35 protein-coding genes are annotated in these 23281 nt (G+C 65.7%); 12 read left to right on the forward strand and 23 right to left on the reverse strand.

All coding sequences use genetic code 11. From position 1 onward, the window contains the following. Positions 1-3 precede the first annotated feature (3 nt). From AN936_RS05305 to AN936_RS25300, 3 genes are read left to right on the forward strand one after another with little or no spacing between them, the layout of a single operon-like run. The gene (locus tag AN936_RS05305) at positions 4-534 is read left to right on the forward strand and encodes a biliverdin-producing heme oxygenase (protein ID WP_149037593.1); all 531 of its coding nucleotides are present in this window, start codon (positions 4-6) and stop codon (positions 532-534) included. Next, the gene (locus AN936_RS05310) at positions 531-2744 is read left to right on the forward strand and encodes an HWE histidine kinase domain-containing protein (RefSeq protein ID WP_201782969.1); all 2214 of its coding nucleotides are present in this window, start codon (positions 531-533) and stop codon (positions 2742-2744) included. The genes AN936_RS05305 and AN936_RS05310 overlap by 4 nt, the downstream gene beginning before the upstream one ends. 30 nt (positions 2745-2774) lie before the next feature. Continuing rightward, complete coding sequence (locus tag AN936_RS25300; protein WP_201782970.1) at positions 2775-3062, forward strand: hypothetical protein; 288 nt, start codon at positions 2775-2777, stop codon at positions 3060-3062. Between the two features lie 14 nt (positions 3063-3076). Here AN936_RS25300 and AN936_RS05315 read toward each other — a convergent pair whose 3' ends face one another. From AN936_RS05315 to AN936_RS05330, 4 genes are all read right to left on the reverse strand, one after another. Continuing rightward, positions 3077-3328, reverse strand: coding sequence for a DUF6894 family protein (locus tag AN936_RS05315; protein WP_054587220.1), 252 nt, complete (start codon positions 3326-3328; stop codon positions 3077-3079). 33 nt (positions 3329-3361) lie between these two features. Next, entirely contained in the window at positions 3362-4153 is a 792-nt protein-coding gene (locus tag AN936_RS05320; RefSeq protein ID WP_158500048.1) for a Crp/Fnr family transcriptional regulator, read from the reverse strand. A 363-nt stretch (positions 4154-4516) separates the two neighbouring features. Continuing rightward, the gene (locus AN936_RS05325; protein WP_054587222.1) at positions 4517-5941 is read right to left on the reverse strand and encodes a L,D-transpeptidase family protein; all 1425 of its coding nucleotides are present in this window, start codon (positions 5939-5941) and stop codon (positions 4517-4519) included. Positions 5942-6035: 94 nt separating this feature from the next. Beyond that, entirely contained in the window at positions 6036-6680 is a 645-nt protein-coding gene (locus tag AN936_RS05330) for a murein L,D-transpeptidase catalytic domain family protein (RefSeq protein WP_149037767.1), read from the reverse strand. A gap of 216 nt (positions 6681-6896) precedes the next feature. Here AN936_RS05330 and AN936_RS05335 point away from each other — a divergent pair, with 216 nt between their 5' ends. After that, positions 6897-7475 carry a DUF4142 domain-containing protein gene (locus tag AN936_RS05335; protein WP_054587223.1) on the forward strand — a complete coding sequence of 193 codons (579 nt, stop codon included), beginning with the start codon at positions 6897-6899 and terminating at the stop codon, positions 7473-7475. A gap of 310 nt (positions 7476-7785) precedes the next feature. Here the strand turns inward: AN936_RS05335 and AN936_RS24015 are convergent, their stop codons facing one another. From AN936_RS24015 to AN936_RS24610, 3 genes are all read right to left on the reverse strand, one after another. Then, positions 7786-8580, reverse strand: a complete 795-nt coding sequence (locus AN936_RS24015; protein ID WP_149037594.1) for a BON domain-containing protein — start codon at positions 8578-8580, stop codon at positions 7786-7788. 285 nt (positions 8581-8865) lie between these two features. Next, a complete protein-coding gene (gene xth, locus AN936_RS05345) occupies positions 8866-9672 on the reverse strand; it encodes an exodeoxyribonuclease III (RefSeq protein WP_054587224.1) in 807 nt (268 codons plus the stop codon). Next, positions 9669-9890, reverse strand: a complete 222-nt coding sequence (locus tag AN936_RS24610; RefSeq protein WP_149037595.1) for a hypothetical protein — start codon at positions 9888-9890, stop codon at positions 9669-9671. Before AN936_RS24610 ends, xth begins: the two co-directional genes overlap by 4 nt. 95 nt (positions 9891-9985) lie before the next feature. On the opposite strand from AN936_RS24610, the gene AN936_RS05350 reads away from it, so the two are divergent. Together AN936_RS05350 and AN936_RS05355 are read left to right on the forward strand one after the other, a co-directional pair. Further along, on the forward strand, positions 9986-10165 hold the full coding sequence (locus AN936_RS05350) for a DUF3606 domain-containing protein (RefSeq protein ID WP_054587225.1): 180 nt from the start codon (positions 9986-9988) through the stop codon (positions 10163-10165). Then, complete coding sequence (locus tag AN936_RS05355; RefSeq protein ID WP_054587226.1) at positions 10165-10437, forward strand: hypothetical protein; 273 nt, start codon at positions 10165-10167, stop codon at positions 10435-10437. Before AN936_RS05350 ends, AN936_RS05355 begins: the two co-directional genes overlap by 1 nt. A gap of 34 nt (positions 10438-10471) precedes the next feature. Here AN936_RS05355 and AN936_RS05360 read toward each other — a convergent pair whose 3' ends face one another. Continuing rightward, a complete protein-coding gene (locus AN936_RS05360; protein WP_054587227.1) occupies positions 10472-11059 on the reverse strand; it encodes an alpha-ketoglutarate-dependent dioxygenase AlkB in 588 nt (195 codons plus the stop codon). A gap of 110 nt (positions 11060-11169) precedes the next feature. Here AN936_RS05360 and AN936_RS25025 point away from each other — a divergent pair, with 110 nt between their 5' ends. Next, on the forward strand, positions 11170-11307 hold the full coding sequence (locus AN936_RS25025) for a hypothetical protein (RefSeq protein WP_158500049.1): 138 nt from the start codon (positions 11170-11172) through the stop codon (positions 11305-11307). 92 nt (positions 11308-11399) lie between these two features. Here AN936_RS25025 and AN936_RS25235 read toward each other — a convergent pair whose 3' ends face one another. From AN936_RS25235 to AN936_RS05370, 3 genes are all read right to left on the reverse strand, one after another. After that, a complete protein-coding gene (locus tag AN936_RS25235; RefSeq protein ID WP_173585644.1) occupies positions 11400-11576 on the reverse strand; it encodes a hypothetical protein in 177 nt (58 codons plus the stop codon). Between the two features lie 297 nt (positions 11577-11873). Then, positions 11874-12482, reverse strand: coding sequence for a flavodoxin family protein (locus tag AN936_RS05365; RefSeq protein WP_054587228.1), 609 nt, complete (start codon positions 12480-12482; stop codon positions 11874-11876). Positions 12483-12819: 337 nt separating this feature from the next. Then, positions 12820-13191 carry a PRC-barrel domain-containing protein gene (locus AN936_RS05370; protein WP_054587229.1) on the reverse strand — a complete coding sequence of 124 codons (372 nt, stop codon included), beginning with the start codon at positions 13189-13191 and terminating at the stop codon, positions 12820-12822. A 133-nt stretch (positions 13192-13324) separates the two neighbouring features. Between AN936_RS05370 and AN936_RS05375 the strand changes: the two genes are divergently transcribed. Further along, positions 13325-13888, forward strand: coding sequence for a type 1 glutamine amidotransferase domain-containing protein (locus AN936_RS05375; RefSeq protein ID WP_054587230.1), 564 nt, complete (start codon positions 13325-13327; stop codon positions 13886-13888). 205 nt (positions 13889-14093) lie between these two features. On the opposite strand, the gene AN936_RS05380 is transcribed toward AN936_RS05375, so the two are convergent. Together AN936_RS05380 and AN936_RS05385 are read right to left on the reverse strand one after the other, a co-directional pair. After that, positions 14094-14333, reverse strand: a complete 240-nt coding sequence (locus AN936_RS05380; protein ID WP_054587231.1) for a DUF3606 domain-containing protein — start codon at positions 14331-14333, stop codon at positions 14094-14096. A 93-nt stretch (positions 14334-14426) separates the two neighbouring features. Further along, positions 14427-15203 carry an N-formylglutamate amidohydrolase gene (locus AN936_RS05385; RefSeq protein ID WP_054587232.1) on the reverse strand — a complete coding sequence of 259 codons (777 nt, stop codon included), beginning with the start codon at positions 15201-15203 and terminating at the stop codon, positions 14427-14429. Positions 15204-15217: 14 nt separating this feature from the next. On the opposite strand from AN936_RS05385, the gene AN936_RS05390 reads away from it, so the two are divergent. The 3 genes from AN936_RS05390 to AN936_RS05400 are packed head-to-tail and all read left to right on the forward strand — an operon-like array spanning position 15218 to position 17893. After that, entirely contained in the window at positions 15218-16159 is a 942-nt protein-coding gene (locus AN936_RS05390; protein ID WP_054587233.1) for a transglutaminase family protein, read from the forward strand. Then, positions 16153-16977 (forward strand): transglutaminase-like domain-containing protein, encoded by an 825-nt coding sequence (locus AN936_RS05395; RefSeq protein ID WP_054587234.1) that lies wholly within the window; start codon positions 16153-16155, stop codon positions 16975-16977. Before AN936_RS05390 ends, AN936_RS05395 begins: the two co-directional genes overlap by 7 nt. Before the next feature lie 28 nt (positions 16978-17005). After that, positions 17006-17893 carry an ATP-grasp fold amidoligase family protein gene (locus AN936_RS05400; RefSeq protein WP_234715751.1) on the forward strand — a complete coding sequence of 296 codons (888 nt, stop codon included), beginning with the start codon at positions 17006-17008 and terminating at the stop codon, positions 17891-17893. A gap of 24 nt (positions 17894-17917) precedes the next feature. Here AN936_RS05400 and AN936_RS05405 read toward each other — a convergent pair whose 3' ends face one another. From AN936_RS05405 to AN936_RS05420, 5 genes are all read right to left on the reverse strand, one after another. Then, on the reverse strand, positions 17918-18397 hold the full coding sequence (locus AN936_RS05405) for a hypothetical protein (protein ID WP_054587235.1): 480 nt from the start codon (positions 18395-18397) through the stop codon (positions 17918-17920). Next, the gene (locus AN936_RS25740) at positions 18390-18521 is read right to left on the reverse strand and encodes a hypothetical protein (protein WP_257719796.1); all 132 of its coding nucleotides are present in this window, start codon (positions 18519-18521) and stop codon (positions 18390-18392) included. The genes AN936_RS05405 and AN936_RS25740 overlap by 8 nt, the downstream gene beginning before the upstream one ends. A gap of 192 nt (positions 18522-18713) precedes the next feature. Beyond that, the gene (locus tag AN936_RS05410) at positions 18714-19211 is read right to left on the reverse strand and encodes a GFA family protein (protein ID WP_054587236.1); all 498 of its coding nucleotides are present in this window, start codon (positions 19209-19211) and stop codon (positions 18714-18716) included. Beyond that, entirely contained in the window at positions 19211-19540 is a 330-nt protein-coding gene (locus AN936_RS05415; protein ID WP_054587237.1) for a hypothetical protein, read from the reverse strand. Before AN936_RS05415 ends, AN936_RS05410 begins: the two co-directional genes overlap by 1 nt. Positions 19541-19546: 6 nt before the next feature. Next, a complete protein-coding gene (locus tag AN936_RS05420) occupies positions 19547-19951 on the reverse strand; it encodes a PRC-barrel domain-containing protein (protein ID WP_054587238.1) in 405 nt (134 codons plus the stop codon). A 190-nt stretch (positions 19952-20141) separates the two neighbouring features. Between AN936_RS05420 and AN936_RS25425 the strand changes: the two genes are divergently transcribed. Further along, positions 20142-20282 carry a hypothetical protein gene (locus AN936_RS25425; protein WP_234715752.1) on the forward strand — a complete coding sequence of 47 codons (141 nt, stop codon included), beginning with the start codon at positions 20142-20144 and terminating at the stop codon, positions 20280-20282. A gap of 30 nt (positions 20283-20312) precedes the next feature. Here AN936_RS25425 and AN936_RS05425 read toward each other — a convergent pair whose 3' ends face one another. The 5 genes from AN936_RS05425 to AN936_RS05440 form a co-directional block, all read right to left on the reverse strand. Continuing rightward, positions 20313-20492, reverse strand: a complete 180-nt coding sequence (locus AN936_RS05425; RefSeq protein ID WP_054587239.1) for a hypothetical protein — start codon at positions 20490-20492, stop codon at positions 20313-20315. Between the two features lie 136 nt (positions 20493-20628). Next, positions 20629-20799, reverse strand: a complete 171-nt coding sequence (locus AN936_RS24020) for a DUF1328 family protein (RefSeq protein WP_084758191.1) — start codon at positions 20797-20799, stop codon at positions 20629-20631. A 259-nt stretch (positions 20800-21058) separates the two neighbouring features. Beyond that, on the reverse strand, positions 21059-21322 hold the full coding sequence (locus AN936_RS05430) for a DksA/TraR family C4-type zinc finger protein (protein ID WP_054587240.1): 264 nt from the start codon (positions 21320-21322) through the stop codon (positions 21059-21061). A gap of 127 nt (positions 21323-21449) precedes the next feature. Further along, positions 21450-21905 (reverse strand): PA2169 family four-helix-bundle protein, encoded by a 456-nt coding sequence (locus AN936_RS05435; protein WP_054587241.1) that lies wholly within the window; start codon positions 21903-21905, stop codon positions 21450-21452. 524 nt (positions 21906-22429) lie between these two features. Continuing rightward, on the reverse strand, positions 22430-22951 hold the full coding sequence (locus tag AN936_RS05440) for a lipocalin family protein (RefSeq protein WP_054587242.1): 522 nt from the start codon (positions 22949-22951) through the stop codon (positions 22430-22432). Between the last annotated feature and the right edge of the window lie 330 nt (positions 22952-23281).

Below are 23281 nucleotides of genomic sequence, written 5' to 3' on the forward strand. Positions count from 1 at the left end.
CCCTTGCCCAACGAAACGCTACGCCGCGCGCTCAGAGCGCAAACGGCTTCACAACATCGATTGCTCGACGATGCCGTCGGGTCGTTTGCGACGGTCGAGGCCTATGGACGCTTCGTCGCGAACAGTCTCGCGTTCCGCGCTCCGGTCGAGACGCTGCTTGCGCGCGGCACCCGGTGGCCGCTTCTGCCGCTGGCGGACCTGATGCGCGAGGATCTGGCCGACCTTGACGTGGCGCCGCGCCCCGAAGGCGTGTTCGCGAAGGCGCCTGGGGGGGCCGGCGAGGTCGGTATCGCCTATGTCCTCGAGGGCTCGGCACTCGGCGCCCGGCTGCTCGTCCGCCGCGCGGCCGCACTCGGTTATGGCGCGCGCTACGGCGCGCGGCACCTCGCGAGGCAGGTGGAGGACATGGCGCGCTGGAGGCGCTTTCTGGCGCTGCTCGAGACGATCCCGGACAGTCAAACCGATGCGGTGGTCGCCGGCGCCGTCGCGGCCTTCGACTTCGCGCTCGGCATCTATACTGTGGAGACGGTATGACGACGGGCGTCGACCTCACCAACTGCGACCGCGAGCCCATCCACATCCCGGGGAGCATCCAGCCGCACGGCTGTCTTGTCGCCTGTGATGCCGGGGCGGTGACGATCCTGCGGCATTCGCTCAACTGCGGCAACATGCTCGGTGCGGCGGGCAATCTTAACGGGCGTGACCTTGCGTCGGTCCTCGGTGCAAAGACCGCGCACGATATTCGGAACGCGCTCGGGCGCGCCCAGCTCAGCGGACGCTCGGCGCTGATGTTCGATTGCGCGCTCGAAAACGGCCGTCGCTTCGATGTCGCGGTGCACCGCTTCAAGGGCAGCGCGATCATCGAGTTCGAATCCGCAGAGGCCAATCTCGCCGCGCCGCTCGAAATGGCGCGCGCGATGATCGGACGCATCGCGGCAATCGACAGCGTCGAACGGCTGGCGAAGGACAGTACGCGGCTGGTGCGCGCCGCCCTCGGTTACGACCGGGTGATGATCTACCAGTTCGGGCCCGACGGTGCCGGCAAGGTGGTGAGCGAAGCGAAGCGCGCCGATCTCGAAAGCTTCCTGGGCCAATATTTTCCGGCGACCGACATCCCGCAGCAGGCACGGGCGCTCTATCTCAAGAACACGATCCGGATCATCTCGGACGCCGATTTCGAACGCATACCGGTCGAGCCGGTGCTCGACGCGTCGGGCGAACCGCTCGACCTCTCCTTCGCGCACCTGCGCAGCGTCTCGCCGATCCACTGCGAATATCTGCGCAACATGGGCGTCGGCGCCTCGATGTCGATCTCGATCATCGTCGACGGCGAGCTATGGGGGCTGATCGCGTGCCACCATTACAGCCCCCGCACCTTGTCGATGGCCGAGCGCGTTGCGGCCGAGATGTTCGGCGAATTCTTCTCGCTCCATCTTAATGCGCTGCGACACAAGCAAACACTGGACGCTGCGCACCGCGCGCGCGAGGCGCTCGACAGCTTCCTGCGCGATACGGTCGGCTCGCACGACATCAACGGGTTGCTCCGCGACAAGCTGTCGCAGTTCGCCGGGCTCATTCCTTGCGACGGCGTAGCGATGTGGCTCGACGGACAGATGTCGGTCGTGGGGTCGGTGCCGCCCGAGGCGGCCATTCTCGCGCTCGCGCGTTTTGCAGAAACCGTCGCCGATGGCCAGATATGGGCAACCCACAAACTCGCCAATGTCGTGCCGGGAGCCGAAGATTATGCGCCGATGGCGGCCGGCATGCTCGTCGTGCCGCTTTCGCAGCGGCCTCGGGACTTCCTCTTCTTTTTCCGCAAGGAACTCGTCCACACGCTCGACTGGGCGGGAAATCCCGACAAGACCTATGAGACGGGGCCGCTTGGCGATCGGCTGACGCCGCGCAAGAGCTTCGCGATATGGAAGGAAACCGTGCGCAGCGAGAGCGCGCACTGGACCGAGCAGGAGCGACGCTTTGGCGAGGCAACGCGCATCGCGCTCGTCGAGGTCATCCTCCAGCACAGCGAGCGGCTCGCCGACGAACGTACCAAGGCCGAGCTTCGCCAGCGCATGCTCAACGAGGAGCTCAATCACCGGGTGAAGAACATCCTCGCCGTGATCCGCTCGCTCGTCGTGCATCCAACCGCCGACGGCGAGACGCTCGAAAATTACGCTGCATCGTTGCGCGGCCGCATCCAGGCCTTGTCGCTCGCGCACGACCAGGTCGTGCGCAACGATGGCGGCGGCGCGCTGCGCGATCTTTTGCATGCCGAACTCATGCCCTATTGGGGAGATGGCGAGCGTGTTACGCTCGATGGCCCGGCGATCTGGATGGACGCGCGCGCCTATTCGATCATGGCACTCGTCCTGCACGAGCTTTCGACCAATGCCGCCAAATATGGCGCCTTGTCGCTTCCCACCGGCCGCCTTTCGGTGACCTGGTCGCTGACGCCCGTCGGCGGATGCCGGATCGCCTGGCGCGAGGCGGGCGGTCCGCGCGTCGCCGCGCCCGCGCGTCGCGGTTTCGGCTCGGTCCTCATCGAGCGCAGCATACCCTTCGATCTTGGCGGTGACGCGGCGATCGAATATCGTCCCGATGGGCTCGAGGCCGACTTCATCCTGCCGTCGCGCTTCGTCGCGCTGCGCCAGGCCGAGGCGGCCTTCACGAACGAGGAGCTGCCGATGGTCGACCGTCACGACAATCTCGACCTCAAGGGCAAGACAGCGCTGATCGTCGAGGACTAGCTTCTCATTGCGATCGATCTCGAGCAGATATTGGACGATGTCGGTGTAACCGTGCTCAACACGCTGACCTCGTCGCGCGACGCGCTCGACTTTCTTGCGGGCAGTCTTCCCGATTTTGCGATCCTCGACATCAACCTCGGGCAGGGGACGTCCGAGCCGATCGCGCGCCTCCTCACAGAGCGCGGCACTCCCTTTCTCTTCGCCACGGGTTATGGCGACGACGGTGCGATCCCCGACGACATGGCCGCGGTGCCCGTCGTGCGAAAGCCCTTCGAGCGCGATGCGCTGCTCGACAGGCTCAGGCTCGTCCTGGGTTGAAGGCCGCAGGCGTCCTACCCGCCCGGCGGCGGTCGCCATTTGGCGTCGACAATCTGCACGATCAGCGCGCAGTTCAACTCGCCGCTTTCATCGGTGACGTTGATCCGCAGCCCCTGGTCGCGGACGAGCATGTCGGGGTCGTCCCTCAGCAGGCCGCCGCCGAATCGGATCGCTTCGCGCAGGGCCGACGCATCGTCGTCGAGCTCGCTGCCTTGCGCGTCGATCTCCTCGGCGCCGTCGAAAAGATGGAAAAAAAAGCGGGGCATGGGCAGGCGTCTCCAAATATGGCCCGCCCTTGCTCAGACAACCGCCGAACTCTGGTTTCGATGCAGGTAAATATCGGAAAATTGGGCAATTCTGTGCAGCGTGGCGATATCGGCGATCGAGACACGCCGCGAAACGCGCCGGATCGCGCCCTCCTTCTCGAGTTCCCGCAATGTCCGGTTGATGTGAACCGGGGTCAGGCCGAGCAGGTCGGCGAGTTGTTCCTGCGTCAGCGGCAGCTCGAAATTGCCGATCGTCTCGCCGGCGATCTGCTCGACCCGGTATAGCAATTCGCAAAGCAGGTGCGCGAGGCGGGTCAGCGCATTGCGGCGACCGATGTTGAGAAGCCATTCGCGCCCGATCGAGGCTTCGATCAAAATGTCGACGAGCACCGCGCGTGCAAGACCAGGGCGCGGCGCTACGAGGTTTTCGAGATCCTTCAGCGCGAAGATCGCAAGCTCGACCTTGGTTAGCGCCTGGAGATTGTGGTCGGCGCGGTCGAGATAGAGTGACTGGAAATCGAGCGGATCGCCCGGAATCTTGAGCGCGACGATCTGCCGACCGCCATCGGCGGAAATTTTTTGCCGGTATGCGAAGCCCGACAGCAGCACCGGGCAGATTTCCGCGCGCTCGCCTTCGCGGAGGATATGATCATTCGGTTCGAGGGTCTTGATGCTGAAGGGTAGCGATGCGATGGCCGCCTGGTCGTCGGCGGAAAGGCGGCTGTGACTGATCAGCTTGCGAACGAAGATGCCAAGGCGACCATGTCGGTGCGCCTGGACGGCGTCGCCCATCCAGCGAAACGGCGCGTCGATTTCTCTGTGCACATGCCCCTCCGGTTCGTTGCAACTCATCGAAGCTCAAACAGACCGGTTCGAAAAGCGTTCCCGTAGGCGATAGCGGCTTCGCAGCCCGGTGTGGGGACGCATTGTCGAGCGAGAGGTGTCTCTTTTGGCGCCCCGGTACAATCACGACGATCCGGTGCGCAGTAAATGCGGCGCGCGATCCTGAAGAGCCCTTCCTCTTTTGAGGACAGATATCTTCTTCTGACAACCGCCCGGGACAACGGGCGGGTGTCTTTTTATCAGGAAAAACCGCTCTGCATCCTTCGATCGCACGGTATGCGGTTGCGCAAAATCCTTGTTCGATGCCGTTGCCCACCGCTCTGCGCGTCAGGGCGCCTCATCGGTTCACGGTCCGACATCGGAGCTCGACGGGCGGAGGCGATGGCCTTCGCTCGCCGGGAAACCGAGCGCGGCCGCCACACGGTCGTTCCAGCCATAAGGATCGGCGCGGATGACGGGCTCGCCCGCATCGTCGAACAGGACTGTCTGGTAGGTGAGGCGAACCGGGATCGGGCGGGGCAGGGGAACGAAGCTTTCCTTGCCCGTGGCGCGCGCCTTCTCCCACTCGGCCGAAATGCCCTCATCCTTCGCGAGCATCGCGGCGAAGCCCAGCGCATCCTCGACGCGGACGCAGCCATGGCTGCGCTGGCGCTGCACCTCGCTGAACAATTGCTTCGCGGGCGTGTCGTGAAGATAGATTTGATGCTCGTTCTGCATGTCGAACTTGACGAGGCCGAGCGAGTTCTTCGGTCCGGGCTTCTGGACGATCCAGCCGTCTTTCCACATCATGTTGTTGCGGCGGAGGTAGGCGGAGCCTTTTCCTGCGATCTCCCTGTTCTGGATCGAGCGCGGGACGGTCCAGGTCGGGTTCGCAACAAGCCGGTAGATGGGCGATCCGAGCTGCGGCGTCTCGGTCTCGGGCTTGCCGACCACAACCTTGCGCGTGTCGGCGAGCTTGCCGTCGCGCCAATAGGCGAGCCGCGCGGAGGCGAGGTTGACGTCGATGCGGGTCGCGGGGGGATCGCGGTCGAGCCAGCGCAGTCGCTCCATCGCTACCGCGAGCGTGCGGGCGCGGTCGCCGTCCGAAAGATTGAGAATTTCAAGCGCGTCGCTGCCGATTACGCCGTCGGCCTTGATGCCATAATCGGCCTGCATCCGCTGGACCGCCTTCACCATATCGGGGCTGTAGGTCTCTCCCTGCGCGCCCGCGTCGAGATAGCCGGAAGCGACAAGCTGGCGTGCGATGGCAGGAACGCGGGCGTCGCGCGCGCCTGGGTCGAGCGGCTTTCCCGCGTCGGGAATCGCGGTCGCCGGGGCCTCGTTCGCCCTGCGCAGCACGCGATAGGCCTTCGAAAGCGCCTGATAATTATCACCCTGCGGTACGAGGCTTCCGAGCCAGTCGTCGACCCTTCCCCTGGCAAGCGCCTCGGCAAGGCCGTTCTTCAAATTCGGGTTCGGCCGCGGAACCGAGTAGATGTCGCTAAGCTTCGCCGGATCCGACGCACCGCGCGCCAAGGCGCTCGCATATCGGAGCGCGCTTTGCGTGAGCGCGGCCTGGTCGCTTGTGTCTTCGGGCATCTCGAAGCGGATCCGGTCGAGGCCATGCGCGGCGCGGCCATCGATCGCGGCGCGCAATTGCTTCGCGGTGGCGTCGGTCCAGCGGGCATTTTCGGCGGTCAGGCCCGATGGCGAGGAGCTAGATGAGGAATTGCATCCGGAAAGGGTAAGGGACAGGGCAAGCAACGAACACGCAATCACACCATAATGCACGCAAATCTCCTCGGCGGCCCGAAGAGATAACCCGGGAACGGAGGCGGCGTTCCGGCGCGGTCGCGAACCGGGTGATATATTGTCGGCGATTTGCCTAGGCGCGGGCCGCGTACAGCAGCCGGCCCGTCCCGAGATGGTCGAACACCGCGTCGAGGCACGCATCGCCCACCGCGAAGCAGCCTTGGCTGCGTCCCAATTTGCCATGCGCCGCAATCATGGTCTCATCGGCGTACCAGGCGCCGTGAATGACGATCGCGCGCTCCATCGCATGATCGTTGGTCGGGTCGAGCCCGGCGAGCCGCTGCGAGCGGCCATGCTTGCCGACATAATAGTCGCCGGTCACAAACGCACCCTCGCTCGACGCGTTCGATCCCGACGCGTTGGAGAAGCGCTCGGCCCAGCCCGTATGCCGCGGATCGGATCCGCTTCCGTGCGCCACGAGCAGCCGCGACGCCTGGCCGCTCGCCACGTCGAGGAAGTGGAAACGCGCGTCGGACGAGGGCGCCGCAAAATCGACGATGGCGATGCGGTCACGGTGCCGGATCGCGCCGGCGTGGCTGTCGAGCGCTGCAAGCGCCTTGCGCAGCAGCTGCGGATCGAGTGCGGCGTCCCCGATGCTCTGCGTTTGCGGACGCGGCGACGGAGCCACGGCAACGGGTCGCTCCGGCAAGACGCTCGAAAGCGGTCCCGCGGTCGAGCGGGTCAGGAGGCTGGCCGCTACCGCTGCGCCCGACATCATCAGGGTTCGCCGGCCCGGTCGAAAGGGCTGGTCGGTCATCGGCCCCATATAGGCGACCGGCGGAGCGATTGAAGGCCCGCCAAGCGCCGGACGCGCCGCACCGTGCGCGCGCATGGCCGAACCGTTCGCGGACGACCGCTCCGGCGGGGGAACCTCCCCGCGTGCGCCACGTTGCTGGATCACCGCGGGGCGGGCGACTTGTCTTGGAGAATCCCGATGAAAAACGCCTCTGTTCTCAGCCTCGCCGTGTTTTTGGCGGCTTGCGGGTCGAACAACGACTCCGCACCGCCTCCCGCCGAAACGGCAACGGTCGATCAGGCTGCTCCCGCCGAAATGACCGCGCCCGCCGGCACGCCGGCGACCCCGGTCGACGCGGCGGGTTATATCGCCAAGGCCGGCGCCGGCGACATGTGGGAAATCGAAACCTCGAAGGCGCTGCTTGCCAAGTCGACCAACGCAGATGTGAAGGCCTTCGCGCAGATGATGATCGACAATCACGCCAAGTCGACCGCGAAGGTGAAGGCCGCGGCGGCCGAGGCGAAGATCGATGTCGCCCCGCCAAAGCTCGATGCCGACCAGCAGAAGATGCTCGATGACATCAAGGCCACCGACGCGGCCTCGATCGACGCGCTTTATCTCGCGAACCAGGCGGCCGCGCATGATGCCGCGCTCGCGCTTCATAAGGCTTATGCCGCGAGCGGGGACACGCCGAGCCTGAAGAAGGCGGCTTCCGAGATCGTGCCGGTCGTCGAGGTGCACCGCGCCGAACTTGGCAAGCTTGCCGCGAAGCGCTGATCCGATCGGCTCGCGCTCGGGCTCCCTCCAGGCGTGGGACGGTTGCGGGGTCGCGGCAGCGGGTCGCGGCCCCGTCTCATCGGATTGCAGCTCGCGTTGCCGCCGGGCAGGAGAGGCTTTGCCGTCGACCCTGCCATTCCGATAATCGGAGTCGTCGAAGCAATACGGCCGAGGCAGCGGGACGCCAGCGCGCGCCTTCGATCGTGAGAGGCGGCGGGTCGGGAGCTACCCATATGTGTCGCGCCCCCAACCGCTTGCGTACCGAAAAAGGGAGCGGGCCATCACCCGCTCCCTCATTCGAGGCTCGAGCTCAGCTCCGGATCTTCGGGCTGACGACGCCCGAGGTGTAGCGCAGATTATTCTGCACATGTTTGACGCCCGAGACGCCGTCGGCAATATCCTCGGCGCGGCGCTTCCCACGGCGGTCTTCTACCGTGCCGGCGAGGGTCACCTCGCCATCGGCGACGCTCACCTCGATCTCGGAAGCATCGATCCACACATCTTCGGTCAGCCGGTCATTGACATCCTCGCGGATACGCTCGTCGGATCGTGCGTAGTTTTTGGGACCCCGGCCCCGGTGGTCGAGCTCGCGCCGGCGCTGCGCATCGCGATCGCCGAACCAAGACATGACTTCGTCGCCGGCGCGCTCCAGGAACCCGCGCTCGTCGGAGCGATAATCGCGCTCGCGCGTCGGGTTCGAGCGCGCATAAGGCGAGTAGCCGGGTGCGGGCGGGTAACCGAGTTCGGCGGGCCAGCCGAAACCCGAACGATCCCAAGCGCCGCCGCGCGCGTCGCCCGCGGCGTCCCGATACCGGTCATAGTCGCTTCGGCTGCCATAATAGTCCCGGCGACGACCACCCGGCTCGCGCGCGTAGTCGGCGCCATAGTGCTCGCGCTGGCCGCTTTCGCGGCGATAATTTGCGCGATCCCGGCGCTGCTGGCTGTACCGGTCGCGCGAACGATCGTCGCCTTCCTCGTCAGCGACATAGGTGCGAGCAGCTTCCTCGGCACGGGCACGGTCCCAGCGCGGGGCTGCCTCGCGGTCATCGGGGCTTCGATTGTCGCTATAATCCCAGAGCGGGGTGCGGTCGTCAAACCTGTCCATCTTGCGTCTCCTCATCTTGGACGGCGGGCAGGTTGCCTGGGGCGGCAACCCCCAAGCCTGACGAATTGACGCGTCGGCTTGGCGGAAGTTCCCCTAATCGAACGCACTGCGACGGCCCGTTCGGCGGATACGCCCGGCCTCGGGAAAAATCGCCTCACACAGGCTCTCGCATCCTCGCCCGACCAGCCCGCGCGGCGAGCGAAGCCTTTCCTATGTCGCGCGCGGCGGGCGCCGTTCATCGCTCCGCGCGGCAGCCCTTCTCGTGGCGGATGGCATCGGCTCGGGTCACGCGACGCGCTTTGCGCGTTTGCGTTTCGCCGGCTCGGCAAGCTCGATCCAGACGGGCGTGTGATCGCTGGTTTTCTCCCACCTGCGCGGGCGAAGATCGACTGCGGCGGCCTTGAGCAAAGCCTTGGCGAGAGGGTTGAGCAGCAGGTGATCGATGCGGATTCCGGCGTTGCGCGCGAAGGCGTTCCGCCAATAAGGCCAGAACGTATAGAGGGTCTCATCCGGGTGAAGATGGCGGACCGCATCGGTCCAGCCCTGATCGAGCAGGCGCTTGAATGCGGCCTTCGCTTCGGGCGCGAAGAGGGCGTCGTCCTTCCAGCGCTCGGGCTTGTAGACATCTTCGTCGGTCGGGATGACGTTGAAGTCGCCGACGACGACGACCGGCGCCTTGAGGTCGACGAGCGTGGCGAGGTGCGCGTCGAGGCGTTCCATCCAGGCGAGCTTGTAGTCGAACTTGGGGCCGGGACGGGGGTTGCCGTTGGGGAGATAGAGGCCCGCGATCAGCACGCCGCCGACCGCTGCCTCGATATAACGGCTTTGCTCGTCCCCTGGATCGCCGGGCAGGCCGCGGCGGGTCTCGTGGATTTCGCCGACGCGGCTGAGGAGCGCAACCCCGTTCCAGCGACGCTGGCCATGCCAGATCGCCTGGTACCCCGCCTCCGCGATGGCCGCGTGCGGAAAGGCTTCCTGCGGCGCCTTGAGTTCCTGCAGTACGACGATGTCGGGCTCGGCGAGGGCGAGCCATTTGAGGAGGATGGGCAAGCGGCCGCCGATCCCGTTCACATTGAAGGTCGCGATTTTCACAGGTCCGGAAGCTTGCGATCGGCACCGCCGCGGCCTGCGAGCCCGGTGCTGGCGCGCTCCAGACGCACCTTTGTCTCGCCGACGATGGTCGGCGCGCGGCAACCATCGAAATCCGTCGCGGAGCAGATGCCGGACCTCACCACCGCGTCGGGCAAGGCCGCCGGTCCCGGCGACGGGACAGGCGCGGGCGCCGATGTCCGGGTGGAGGTGCGGGACATGACGTCACTACTCGAAGAGGCGTGCTTCGTTCCGTCCCGGCGCGGCAACCCTTTATGCAAGCGGGCGTTGACCGGGCATCAATCAGGAGCGCAGCATGACTGTGAAGATGAACAGCGTCGGTTCGCCTGACCGCGACCGGATCAGCCTTGGCGAAGATCATGAGGTCCGCGACTGGATGGCGACTCTCGGCGTGAGCGAGGACGAACTGCGCGAGGCGGTCGACGCGGTCGGCAACTCGGTCGACGCCGTGCGTGCCTATCTGAGGTGTCCGTGATGGAGCGCGAACATGATCGCGCGGCGACCGCGCCCGTCGAGCGCATCGCGCGCGCGCTTGCGGGTCATGCGCTCAGCCGGAATGCCGAAGGCGACCTCGCCTCGGCGGGCGAAGCTGTCAACGATCTCTGGCCCGAATATACCGACGCCGCCCTGGCCGTCCTGCGCACGCTGCGCGAGCCGAGCGGGCGCATGCTCGCGGTCGGCGACGGCGACGTCTGGGAGCGAATGATCCGCGCGGCGATCGAGGACGAGACGATCGCCGACAACTGATCGCGCCGCACCGCTTGCCGGCCGCGGCGGCCGGTCAGCGAAGGCTTCGGAAGGTGACCGACCAGCGCGGCGCATGCATCGCCGCAATGCTATGCTCCCAGTCATCGCGGACTTCGCCCTGCATATGATAAATCGATCGCGGCGCGAGATCGGCCGTCGCGCGCTCGAACCTGGTGCCGCCCCTCCGCCGGAAACGCATGGTCGCGGGCGCGCCGAGCGAGAGGCCGATGACGTGCCCGAAGACCGGGCGATCCTTGTGCCAGCCGATGCCCGCGCCCGGACCATATTGAATGACGAGCGCCTGCTCGAGGGAGGCGGGGTCGATACCCGAAAATCCTGCGGCGCGGCCGCGAACGTCCTCGAGCCAGTCGGGGATCGGCTCGCCCGGGGCGAAGCGACCGGTCTGGAAGTCGTATGTCCAGCCGAACGAGCGGGTGAGACGCTTGCCTTCCCATTGCTGGAACTGGAATGGCGCCAGTCCGGCGGTTTCGATGCGCGCGACTAGCTCCTCCTCTTCGCTCGCGCTCACGACCTCGTCGGCGTATGTCAGGCCGGGAAGAAGCGCAGGGCCGAAAAGGTCTCCCTGCGGCGGCGGCGGTACCCCTGCGGCGGGCCGGGTCACAGCGGAAGTCCGGCTTGCTTGCGCAGCGGCCCGAAAGGCGTTGGCGCGATGTCCATGCTTGGAACATAATGGGAACGGTAAGGAGTCGCAAGGGCAACGGACCACTGCCGATGTGTAAAAATTATGGGCTCGAGATCGATGTCGCGTCGATCGCCGAAAATTTCGACGATCTCCATATCAGGATGGATATGCCCGAATGCGTACCGAATGTGCCTGCGCGCAAGGATATCCGCATTACCGACATGTGACCCGACGTCGAGGGGGCGGCGGCGGTCTGCGAGCTGATAAAAGGCCCGCCGAAGCGGGCCAAGTTTGCCACGGGAGGAGTGGCGGAGGATTCCTAGTTTTCGGTACCCGGCGTGCCGGTCTTCGGCGGCTTGCCATCTTCGATGCGGCCTTCGTTGCGAAGGTTGCGGCCTTCCTGCGCCTTGCGCTTGGCCTCGGGGCTGTCGCCGTTCTCGAAGGCTTCTTCCTTCACATAACCGGCGGCTTCTTTGATCTGTCCTTTGACGCTCATGATCATCTCCTTCGTTGATGCGGAAAAAACCGGCGACCGGTATCGAAAGTTGCGTTCCGGCCGGAGAATTTATCTTCATCTCGCGGCGCAACTTTCGCGATATTCCGGGGTTTCGATCCTGCACGGGTCATGCGGAGATCCCGGGGTCTGCCGGTGCCATGTGCGACCAATCTCGTGCCGCCGCGGGCCGCCTGCGCCCCTCGTCGGAGGGCTCGCGGCGCACGATTTCCATCTCCGAAAGGAAGATCCGGCCGTGCGTTTCGCGTGCCGCCATTGCGGTGCCGCACCGTGACAGCGTCATCCGGGATAGGGTGATCGCTTGAGAAGGCCCGCCAGATGCGCTGCGTTTGCCGCCACCATCTTCGCGGTCCTCGTGATCATGCGCGGGCGGTGGTCGAGATTCTTGAAGTCGACTGATCCCATGGCTTCGCCGACCCAGTAGCACCCCGCGACCGCCGGGATCGTCCAGCCGACGTCGTTCAACGCCTGGAACAGTTCGGCGCAGACATGATGCGCCCCATCTTCGTTGCCGACGATCGCCGCGACAGCGACTTTCGAATAGCTCGGCATGCGGCCGGCCTCGTCGGTCTCCGCGAGAAACGCGTCCATGCGTTCGAGCACGAGCTTTGCGACGCTCGATGGCTGCCCCATCCAGATCGGGGTGCCGAAGATGAGGATGTCGGAGGCGAGAATCCGCTCACGGATAGCTGGCCAGGCGTCGCCGTCGCCCTCGTCGGACGAGACGCCCCATTTGACCTTGTGTGCGGCGATGCGGATCGGGTCGCCGACCTCGATGTCATGCTCGGCGAAATGCTCGGCAAGGACCGCGATCATGGCGTCGGTCGAACTCTTGCGCCCCTTCGCCGAGAGCGAGCAGTTGATGGCGGATGCGGTGAGCGAGGGCACGGGACGTCTCCTTGAGCCCCCTCCCTACAATGATCGGTCCGGGCGCCGGTTCCACTGGCCGGTCGGTGTCTTCCGCGGGAGAACGAGGGTGAGGGTGCCGCGCTCGACGCGCCAGCACTGGAACGCGGACAGGGAGATTCATGCCGGGCACGAGACTGTTGCGGAGAGCCCGCGAGATGACGACCTTGAGCTTTCTTGCTTCGATGCGCCCGGTTTCGAGCCGGTCGAGCGTTGCGGTATAGACCCGCTCGGACCGATCTCCAGTCATCGACGCCGAGGCTCGTGGAACCAAGATTTCCACTGGGTGGGCGAGAATTGCCCGGAGGAGCGCGTCGGCCTAGCCGAGCGTCAAATCTTCCTTGGCGACCTCGTAATAGCTTGCGACGCGATCGGCATAGGCCTGATCGAACAGCGGCGCATTGGCGGCCCAGCTCGGTCCGCCCTCGAGTACGCGCCGGTCGATGGTTACGACATAGGAATCGCTTGTCGCCTCGAATGCGAGCAGGCGGAAGGGTAGGGGATAATAGGCTTTCCCCATGCCGAGGAATCCGCCGATGGAGAGTACCGCATAGACCGCCTGGCCGGTTCGCTTGTTGATCATGAATGCGTGGATCGATCCGAGCTTGTCGCCGTCACGCGTCTTGGCCCCCATCGTGTCGGCCTTGTTCGACTGGCACAGCAGCTGGGTCGGTTCGTCAATATCGGTCATCGGGCCTCCTTGTGGTCATCCTCACAACAGGCGAGCCGCGCGGGGGTTCCGACCGGGCGGGCAAAGACGGGATGAGCGAGGCAACATCTGACTCTCCCGTGCATTGTCACAGGAACAGACAAGGAGTTTTACCATGGCAGCCTCGACCCCTCTCGCCGCGCATCGCATCCTGATCATGGCCACCGATGGCTTCGAACAGTCCGAACTCGAGGTGCCGCTCGCGCGGCTGCGCGAGGCGGGCGCCACCGTCGATGTCGCCTCGCTCGACACGGCCGAGATCACCGGCTGGGACGAAGATGATTGGGGCGACGATATCGAGGTCGATCTCAAGATCGCCGACGTCGACATCGACGATTATGATGCGCTGGTTCTTCCCGGCGGACAGATCAATCCCGATCTTCTGCGCGTCGAGACGGCGGCGATCGCGCTGATCAAGGGCTTCGCAGCGGCTGACAAGCCCGTCGCCGCCATCTGTCATGCACCCTGGCTTCTCGTCGAGGCGGGCCTTGCGAAAGGGCGCCGCATGACGAGCTACAAATCGATCCGTACCGATGTCGCGAACGCAGGCGCCGATGTGGTCGACGAAGCCGTCGTCGTCGACGGCAACCTCATCACGAGCCGGTGTCCCGACGATCTCGATGCCTTCTGCAACGCGATCATAACCGCCGTCGCCGCCGCAGTGGCGCACGCCGACTGAGCGCGCGCCGGGAACAGCGCGCGCGGGGCGCCGCCGGGCGCGCGCTCCCGCGCACGCTGGCGACGCCGGCGCGCAACAATGACGGTAGTTGCGATCGTTGCGGGCGCCGCACCCCGAAAAACGCCGCGCTCTCATGTGCCCTTTGGCACTCCGCGTGGACATCGGCGCGAAACGGCCGTGTAATCATAATGCCTGGGCGTTGCCGTCAGGCGGCGAGACTGCTCGCCTCGGGCGGGACGGGGGCCAGCGCGGTTTCGCCTTCGCGGCTCGAAAAGCAGAAATCTTCGGCGAGATAGGATTGCACATCCTGATATCGGGAACCGACCGCGGCGACCGCGACGAGGATTTCGACCTGGGTAACGCCGAGGATCGCCGACCAGGCGCGCATCGCGTCCACACTGCTGCGATTGATCCGGCCGCCGTCCGGTACGATTTGTGCCTGCATCCTGCTCCATCCCGTCGGCGTCGAAAATCGCCGTCTGTTGAACGCGCGCCCGGCGCGCTCCGTTCCCGGGTCTGCGGTGAACGGATAAGCCGGTCAGGCGATAACGGAGGGCAGCGCTGCCGTGCAGGCGCGGCGCAGCGCTTCGCACCAGCGCTCGACGGCGGCGGGCATTTCGAGACCGTCCTGCCGGACCTCGATTTCGGCATAAGGGAGGCCGGCCGGATAGGCATGGTGCGGGACGCTAAAGTCGGTGGCATCCATGCGGTAGGGCTCGTTATCGCCGACGACGAGGTCGGCTTGCGCGCGCAGTCCCGCGAGCAGTGCCTCGGCAAATCGTGTGTCGCCCCGATCGTAGAGGACTCCAGCGTGCCAGGGACGGGCGCGGCCGCCGAGCGCGGGCGTGAAGCTGTGGAGCGCCAGCAGGATCGTCGGTCGCGCCGCCGCGCCGCGCCGCGCGATCTCCGCCGCGATTTCGGCATGATAGGGGGCGTGGATTGCCGCGATCCGCGCCGCAAGGTCACGGGCCTGAAGCCGGCGATTGCCCGGGATCGCGCTGCCGTCGGATATGGCCGGCGCCGCCTCGGGGTGCGCCGGGTCGCGGTTGCAGTCGATCACGAGCCGCGAATAGGGTTGGAAGAGGAACGGCGCGTCGAGCGCCCCGGCGAGCGCGATGCCGAGCGCATGAACTCCGATATCCCAAGCGATGTGGCGCTCGCGATCCTGTCCGGACAGGCCCAGCGTGCCGAGCGCGCGGGGAATCGCGTTGCCTGCATGATCGCCGAGCAGGAGGAACGGAGCGCGTCCGCCTGCGTTGACCCACTGAGCGGGCGCCGGTTCGTCTGCGAGCAAGAGGCTGTCCGACAGCGACATCACGAAAGTCTCCCATGCCCCGGCTCACGATCCGCCATACGACCGAATATAGATATCGCCAGCCCGTCGCCTTCGGCGAGCACCGGATCATGATGCGCCCGCGCGAGAGTTTCGACCAGCGTCTCGTGAAAGCGGATCTTCTCATTTCACCCCATCCTTGCGAACTGCGATGGTTGCACGACGTGCTCGGCAACTCGGTCGCGATCGCGCTGTTCGACAAGCGCGCGAACGCCTTGCGCGTGGTGAGCGAAATGACACTCGATCACGCGCCCCTCGCGAGCGACCAGATCGACATCGAGGACTATGCCCGGCACTTTCCCTTCACCTATGCCTCGGAAGACATGCCCGACCTGCTTCGCTCGATCGAGCGTGGATATCTCGACGTCGGCCGCATCGTCGACAAATGGGCGAACGGGTTTCTGAACGATCATGGTCCGACCGATACGCTGGGCCTGCTCACCGACATGGCGACGACGATCAAGCGCAGCTTCACTTATGTGCCGCGGCATGAAAAGGGCACGCAGTCCCCGATCGAGACGCTGTCTCGCCGGCAGGGAACCTGCCGCGATTTCGCGGTGCTGATGATCGAGGCGGTCCGCGCGCTCGGTCTCGCCGCGCGTTTCGTCTCGGGCTACGTCTACAATCCCAGCCGCAGCGAAGGACGCGTCGGAGGCGGCAATACCCACGCCTGGGTCCGCGTCTTTCTGCCCGGATCGGGCTGGATCGAGTTCGACCCGACCAACGGCATTGTCGGAAACCGGGGGCTTGTTCGCGTCGCGGTCGCGCGCGATCCGTACCAGGCCGTGCCGCTCTCGGGCAGCTGGAGCGGCTATCCCGCAAGTTACATCGGCATGGACGTCGCCGTCGACGTCGAGCTCGGCGATGCCGCCGCGGGCGAGACCGATATCGCCGCTTCGGACCGGACCCACGTTGCAAGGAATGCTGCCAGATGTTGATCAGGGCTGGATACGAGATCCGCTTCGAGACCGCGAACCCGACGCCGATGATGGCGATGCTCAGCATCCATCCGTCCCGCCAGAAGGACCTCAAGACCCCGCAGCAGATCGAGACGTCTCCCGTCATTCCCATTTACAATTATGAAGACAGCTTCGGGAACATCTGCACGCGCCTGACCGTGCCCGCGGGCGGGGTGACGCTCGCCGCCGATTTCGTGATCGAGGACAGCGGGCTCGTCGACGCGCGCGCGCCCGATGCGGCACCGGCCCCGGTCGAGGACCTGCCCGACGACATCCTCATTTATCTGCTCGGAAGCCGCTACTGCGAGACCGACCGGCTCATGGGCGTGGCCTGGGCGGAGTTCGCGCATCTCGCCTCGGCGCGCGACCGGGTCGATGCGATCGTCGCCTTCGTCCACGACCATATCGTCTTCGGCTACGAACATGCGCGCCCGGACAAGACAGCGTGGAACGCCTATCAGGAGCGGCAGGGCGTGTGCCGCGACTTTGCCCACCTCGCGGTGACCCTGTGTCGCTGCATGAATATCCCCGCGCGCTATTGCACCGGCTATCTGGGCGATATCGGCATCGCGCCGGTCGATGCTCCCATGGATTTTTCGGCCTGGTTCGATGTCTATATCGGGGGCGACTGGTATACATATGACGCGCGGCATAACCGGCCGCGCATCGGACGCATCCTGATGGCCCGCGGGCGCGACGCAACCGATACCGCGCTCACCACCGCCTTTGGCCCGGCGCGCGTCATATCCTTCCAAGTTCATACCGACGAGGTCGATACGGACGATATCGCGTCATGACGGTGCGGCAGCGGGGAGCGGCCCGGCCATGACGGCGATGGATCGCGCGATACCGTTCGTCGGCGATGCCGACGGCACAGCGGCGGAGACCGGATCGTCGCTTGCGCGGTGGCGCGTCGTCGCAAGCTATCTATGGCGGCACCGCCGCTATCCGGATCTCGACGCGCCGACCCGCTTCACCGAGCTGGTACAGCGGCGAAAGCTCACCGATCGCTCGCCGCGACAGTCGCAGTTTCTCGACAAGCTCGGCGTGAAGGCCATGGTGTCCGCGCGCCTCGGGACGGAGTGGATCATCCCGACGCTGTGGCACGGGCAAGCGCTGCCGGCATCGCTCCCGTTCGACGTGCCCGCCATTTTGAAGGCACGGCACGGCTGCAATCAATGTGCGGTGCTGTGCGACGTGCCGAGCGCGCGCGAATGGCGCCTCCTCCAGCGCACGGCCGCGCGCTGGCAGCGAAGGCCTTACGGGATATGGCTCGACGAATGGGCCTATCGGGGCGTCCCGCGCGGACTGATCGCCGAGCCCTTGTTGGGCGGCGCGCTGCCGCTGCCCGTGGACTATAAGATCTATGTGTTCGGCGGGACGGCGACACATGTGCAGGTCCATCTCGATCGCGGCGGCCGCCACCGCTGGATCCTGCACGACCGTGGCTGGCGACAGCTGGTGGCATGTGCCGACCGGCCACCGGCACCGGCATCGCTTGCCGCGATGCTCGAGGCAGCCGAAGCGCTGGCGCGCGATACGGCGTTTTTGCGTGTCGACTTCTACGAGGTCGACGGAAAGCCCCGGTTCGGGGAATTTTGCCTGTACCCCGGATCGGGGTTCGATCCGTTCGCTGCCGACTGGATCGATCTCGAGCTCGGGCGATTGTGGCTGCGTGCTATGGAGGATCGGTCCGGCCTCGGGACGTCCTGATTTCGCCGGCCGGTCAGCGCGCGCCTACCGGGTCGCGCGCGGCTCCCCTCCGGACAAGCGCTCGACGATGCGGCGCCGATGCTCGATCGCTGCGAGGATCAGTTCGGCGCGCGACAACAGGCTGAATCGCCGGACGAATTCGGGATCGGTGATGGCGGCGGCCGGGTTCAGTGTCAGCCAGTCGGCTGCGGCGGCGCAACAGGTCGTGCGGCCCGTCAGCCGCGCGGCCATTGCGTCCAGATCGGCGCCCGGGGCATCGAGCGCCGCGCCGCGCCGCTGCAGTTCGGCTTCCACCGCTGCAAGGTCGCGCCGCGACAGCAGCGGCCAGCGATCGTGAAAGCATGGCCAGTCGGGGACCGGGACGGTCCACGGCACATTCGCCAGCACCCAGTCGGCGATTTCGCCGATCCGATCCCGGGCCGGCGGAGCCTCGGCAACGCGAAGCGCCGGATAAAAGTCGGTCTCGCGACCGCCCGCTGCGGGGGTGGAATTGAGATCAAGCACGTCGCCACTGCCTCCAAATCAGCCGGTTCGAGGCGCGCCGATGCGCGCGCAGCTTCGCGATCGCCACGGTTACGGCGATTGCCGCCGCGGCCAGCCCGCCTGCGATCATCCACGGCGTCTCCATAAGCTTGCCTCCGGTAAAATGCCTCGCGGCACATTACGCATGGCGTCAAGAAAAGCTGCTTGCCCGATGGCGATCGCGTCGCGCGGCGCGGTCCGGGCGAGGAAGGGTAAGCGGCGACCTTGCAACGGACAGGCGCGAGGTCGCGTCCCGCGTGTGGCGGCATCCGGAAATCGCCACGCGGCGCCGGGTGGATCAGTCGATCCAGACGCCGTTCGTCCGGTGCCACTCGGCGATCGATAATGGCGGGTAGAGCGCGTAGCTCTCGTCCGCCGGCGCGATATAGGGCGCGACCCAGTCCGCCTTATATTTGAGCATCAGATGCACCGAGGATCGAGGCGCCGGCAGGGGCGTGTCGATCGCGCTCGCGAACGGATGCACCAGATCGGGCCAGGCGGGGTCGTAGAGCCAGAGCGCCGCCCCGCAGTCCTTGCAGAACCGCCGCCTTCCGCCGGAAAGCTCGCAGCGCTCATGCTCCGCATCGGCGATCCTTGCGCGATAGGTGCCGAGTTTCACCTCGCCTTCGACCCTGAGTGAGGCCGCATTGGCACCCAGATTGATGGCATAGCCGCCACCGCCCTGTTGCTTGCGGCAGATCGAACAATAGCAGCGCTGATAAGGAACCGGCGTATTGCTTTCGACCGTGAACGTCACTGCGCCGCAATGGCAGGAGCCTTCGAGCGTAATCGGCATCAGCGACCTTCCCTGGACTGCGCCGCGAACCAGTCGGCATAAGGCGTGTTGCGCGCCATATGCCGGTTATAGTCGGGAGCGCCGTCGGTCCACCAGACCGGACCGCGCTCGCCAAGCGCCCGCTTGCTCGCATCGACGCCGGCGCGCGCCTTGCGCAGCGCGAGCGCATCGCCGGACATTTTTGCCGCCGCGACCGCGCGCCGCGCGGTCATGAGGCTCTGTACCAGCCGTTCGCTTTCGCCGGTACCAAGCGCGGGGTTCGCGCGGCGCCAGAGCCGTTCGCGCACCACCAGGTAGCGGCCGTCGGGCGTGACGGGATGATCAGCCATATCGGCCTATGCCTTCGGAAGGGGAACTTCGGGCATCGCCATGAGGTCGGCTCGCGTCAACGAGGTGGCAAGATCGGTGTCGTCGCCGTTCACCACGGTGCGCAGGCCGAGAATCGGAAGTTCGACATAGCGGTCGGGATTGCTTCCTTCCACTTCGACCAGAAGCCGATCAACCTTGCCGTCCGAGGCGCGAAGCACCTGCGCGACGTCGCCAACCTCCTTGCCCTCCGCACCGACGATATCGGCGTTGAGAAGCTCGGCCTCGCTCAGGCCGAAGGCTGCGGGGACCGGCCCCGCGACGCTCGCGCTCGTTTCGGCGGATTTCTCCAGCCTGTCCTCGGCGGCCTCGTTCGCATCGGAGCAGGCGGCCAGCAAGGTGGCGGACAGGGCGGCAAGCATGATCGTTCGCATCGGGTCATCCTTTCGGAAAGGGTTCGGCTTCAACGCGTGCGATCCATCCGTGGTTGCGAGCGAATGACAGGGTCTTGCGATGCAATGGGGCGCGGACGAACCACGATGCTCCACGTCCCGCTGCGGCGCCGGCCCCGGCACCGCCCGGGGGGCAAAAAGAGGGAAGGGCCGTGGCCGCTCGGGTCAATCCATGCTCATCCCGATCGAATTCGCCGCGCGGCGGCCAAGATGCGCGGCGCGAGAGCGAACGGCGCCGACCATGCAGGTCGCCTACGACGCACCGGCCAGCGACCTGGACATCGCCGGCGTGTTGAGCGGCTTGCCAAGATAGGCGGCGGGATCGCGGTCGGAACTATTCCCGTCATAAGATCACGGCTCTGGCAATCAAATAGAATCCGCAGCCTGCGAGCAGCGTCGCGGCGGTCATCGCAAACACGCCGTTCACCCATTTGCGGGCGCGGACATATGCCAATCCCGACGCGAAGGCGTAATATCTGACCAAGCCGAGAAGCGGCACCAAAAGCAGATTGATAAGGTCCATCCGCGGTGATTCCGCTCCGGATAAGGTGAGGCCGCTGCTGCTGGATGCCCGGAATCAACGGCTTGCCGGCGGGCTCCATGAGACCGCCGACATCGTCAGGGACCGCGGCCGAGAGCGGCGAAGCGACCCCGGAAATTCACGGGAGCTTGCGTCCCCCGCGGCCGAAAACAAAGCCGACGATGACGAGCACGACCGCAACAACCAGCAGGATCTTGGCGAAATCGGCCGAGAGCCCGGCAATGCCGCCGAAACCGAGGAGTGCCGCGACCAGTGCAACGACCGCGAAAATGATGGCCCATCTGAACATGTGAGTCTCCTGTCGAGACGCACGCAGCTGCTGCCCGCGCGTCAGGGTGCACGAGCTTCGCGGCGCCGCCAAATCATCCTGTCCGGATATGGGGTCAACGCCAGCCGGGAGCCAAGGTTCCGGCGTCTCGTCGAGCAGGCTGCCTTCGGCGGAATCGAACGGAAGGTCGCACGGGACACATGTACGTCGGCGGTCGAAGATTGCCCGCGGCCGACTCCGCTGCGAGACGGCCGCGCAGGGAGTTTCGGCTCTCGGGCGATTAGCGCAGTTGACTGTCCTTGCTGCCGCGGCGGTTAATGCCCGCCGGTCGGACCGATGCATCGCGTGACGTCTGGCAGGCTAAGCATGTTCGCGTTCCGGGTAACGCCTCGCGGCGCGCTGCCGGTATTTCCGCTCCGCAATCGTCGCAAAAATCGGTCCCCTTGCCAGCGGGAAGTCGCGCCCGCGCATTCTTTACCGCGTCGGACACCGTATCGTCGATCTGATCCTGCACGGCGCCGTCGCGCGCCCAACCATTGGCCATGGCCTGTCTCCGTCGATGAAACGCGCGCTCGCCGCGGAAGCTCCCTGCCGTGTTGCGGGCGAGCGTGAAAACGGCGGCTCCGACTTTCGCCGGGCCGCCGCTTCATGTCGATGTTCGACGGCGGAGACTAGCTCGCGTTGAGCCCGTGCTTCAGCGCCGACATCTGGTCATGGCCTTCGCGCACCGAGGTAAAGGCGGTCTGAATCAGCTGGCGGACTGCGGGGTCGAGATCGTCGTCCTTCAGCGCGCTTTCGAACTTCGCCTTGATGTGATCCTCGCCGCGCTCGACCTCGGCGACGACCGCCGAATCGTCGCGCTCGCCGGTCAGCTTGTCCCGCAGTCCGAGGAAAGCGCGGTGCGCCGACGCAAGCACGGTACCGTCGTCCTCGGGGTTGCCGCCAAGTTCGCGGACCTTCGCCTGGAAATTCGCGACGATGGTCTGACGCTCGTTGGCGCGGCTCAGAAACTGGTCCCGGAACTGCGCGGCATTGGCTTCTTCGGCGGCCTTGCGATAGCCATCGACGCTGTCGAGCGTTGTCGCGATCAGCGAATTGAGCGTTGAGACATTCTTGTTATCGAACATTGTGATATCCTTCTGGGAGGGGGCGCCATCGAAGTTTCGAGGGCCGTACGATCCCCAACCACTGCCGCGCGCGAGGGTTGCGAAGGGCGGGCGGAAACTAACCTGCATCATGACGATAGGGCGGCTGACGATGTCACGCAGCCTCGAACCGAACTGCCGCAACTTAAGCCGCGGCGCCGCGTACTGCTGGCAACCCGTCTCCTGACGCCCTATCGTCTCAAGGATGTCAGGAGACGCGGCCAATCATTCTGACGGGATTGCGGTTCCGCTTCTGTGGCTGGATGAACAGCGCCGACAGATCCGATGCCGAGCCGGATTATCGATGATCGACCTGCCGGATAAATCCCAACTTTTCGAACAGACGACGTGGCGCTCGTTGTAGCGCGACCTCGGGCTGCGCTTCATCTTCTGCCAATGGCGCCGGGGGGGCGATCGACGAATATCCTATCCGCATCATCGATATTGGACGCGAGCCGGCCCGCGCCGGGTGTGGGCGTCGGATGGCCCCGTCCGCTCCTCGGCCGTCATGCTTCGAAAGCGGTATCGGGGACCATATGTCCGGACTGGCGCGGAGTGATCAGCCGGCCAAGGTCGAAGCCCTGCGTCTTCGCCACGGCGAGATAATTCTCGACGACCTCGCTCGGCAGCGCGGCTGTACGGGCGATCAGCCAGAGATGCTCGCGGTCGGGTGTTCCGACGAGCGCGACGGTATAATCGGGATCAATCGCGAGGACCCAGTAATCGCCCTGCGTGAACGGAATCCATCGCAGATATTCGGGAAGAAAACTGACCTTGAGCTTCGCGTTGCTTGCGTCCTGGGGAACCGCGAGCCCGATCGACCGATCGGGCTTCCCGTCCTTGTCCAGGCAGCGGTTCTCGACCCGAATGCGACCATCCGCGGTCTGGCTGTAGGTGGCGGTGATATCGCTGGCAGCCGCATCCTCCCATTTCAGAGGAAGGCGGCATATCTCGAACCAACTACCCACATATCGCGCGAGGTCGATGTTCGGCACCGCGACAACGGGCGTATTTTCATTGTGATGCATGACGTTTTCCCATTCGGAAGAGGAAACTTCGTGAGCGGCGTCCGGTTCCTTCCACATCGTTCCATCGGCGCGGCACCCGGAAGAACGGCCAGTAGGGCATTCACCCTCCCGCCTAGACGATACCGCCGGCCGCGTGCCAGCGACCTGCCGATACTGCCGTGAAGCATAGGCGGCGGCGCAGCGGCCGGGCCGGCCAAGTGAGGTCGATGGACGCCGTGAACGTATCGGCGTGGCGCGCGATCGCGCCGCCGAAGCGGCCGGGCCTGCGCGCGGGGCGGCACAGGAAGCGATCATGGCGCTGATCGGCACGGCAGGCCCAAGGCGCAGTGA

It is taken from the genome of Sphingopyxis macrogoltabida (assembly GCF_001307295.1).
In the GTDB taxonomy this organism is placed as follows: domain Bacteria; phylum Pseudomonadota; class Alphaproteobacteria; order Sphingomonadales; family Sphingomonadaceae; genus Sphingopyxis; species Sphingopyxis macrogoltabida_B.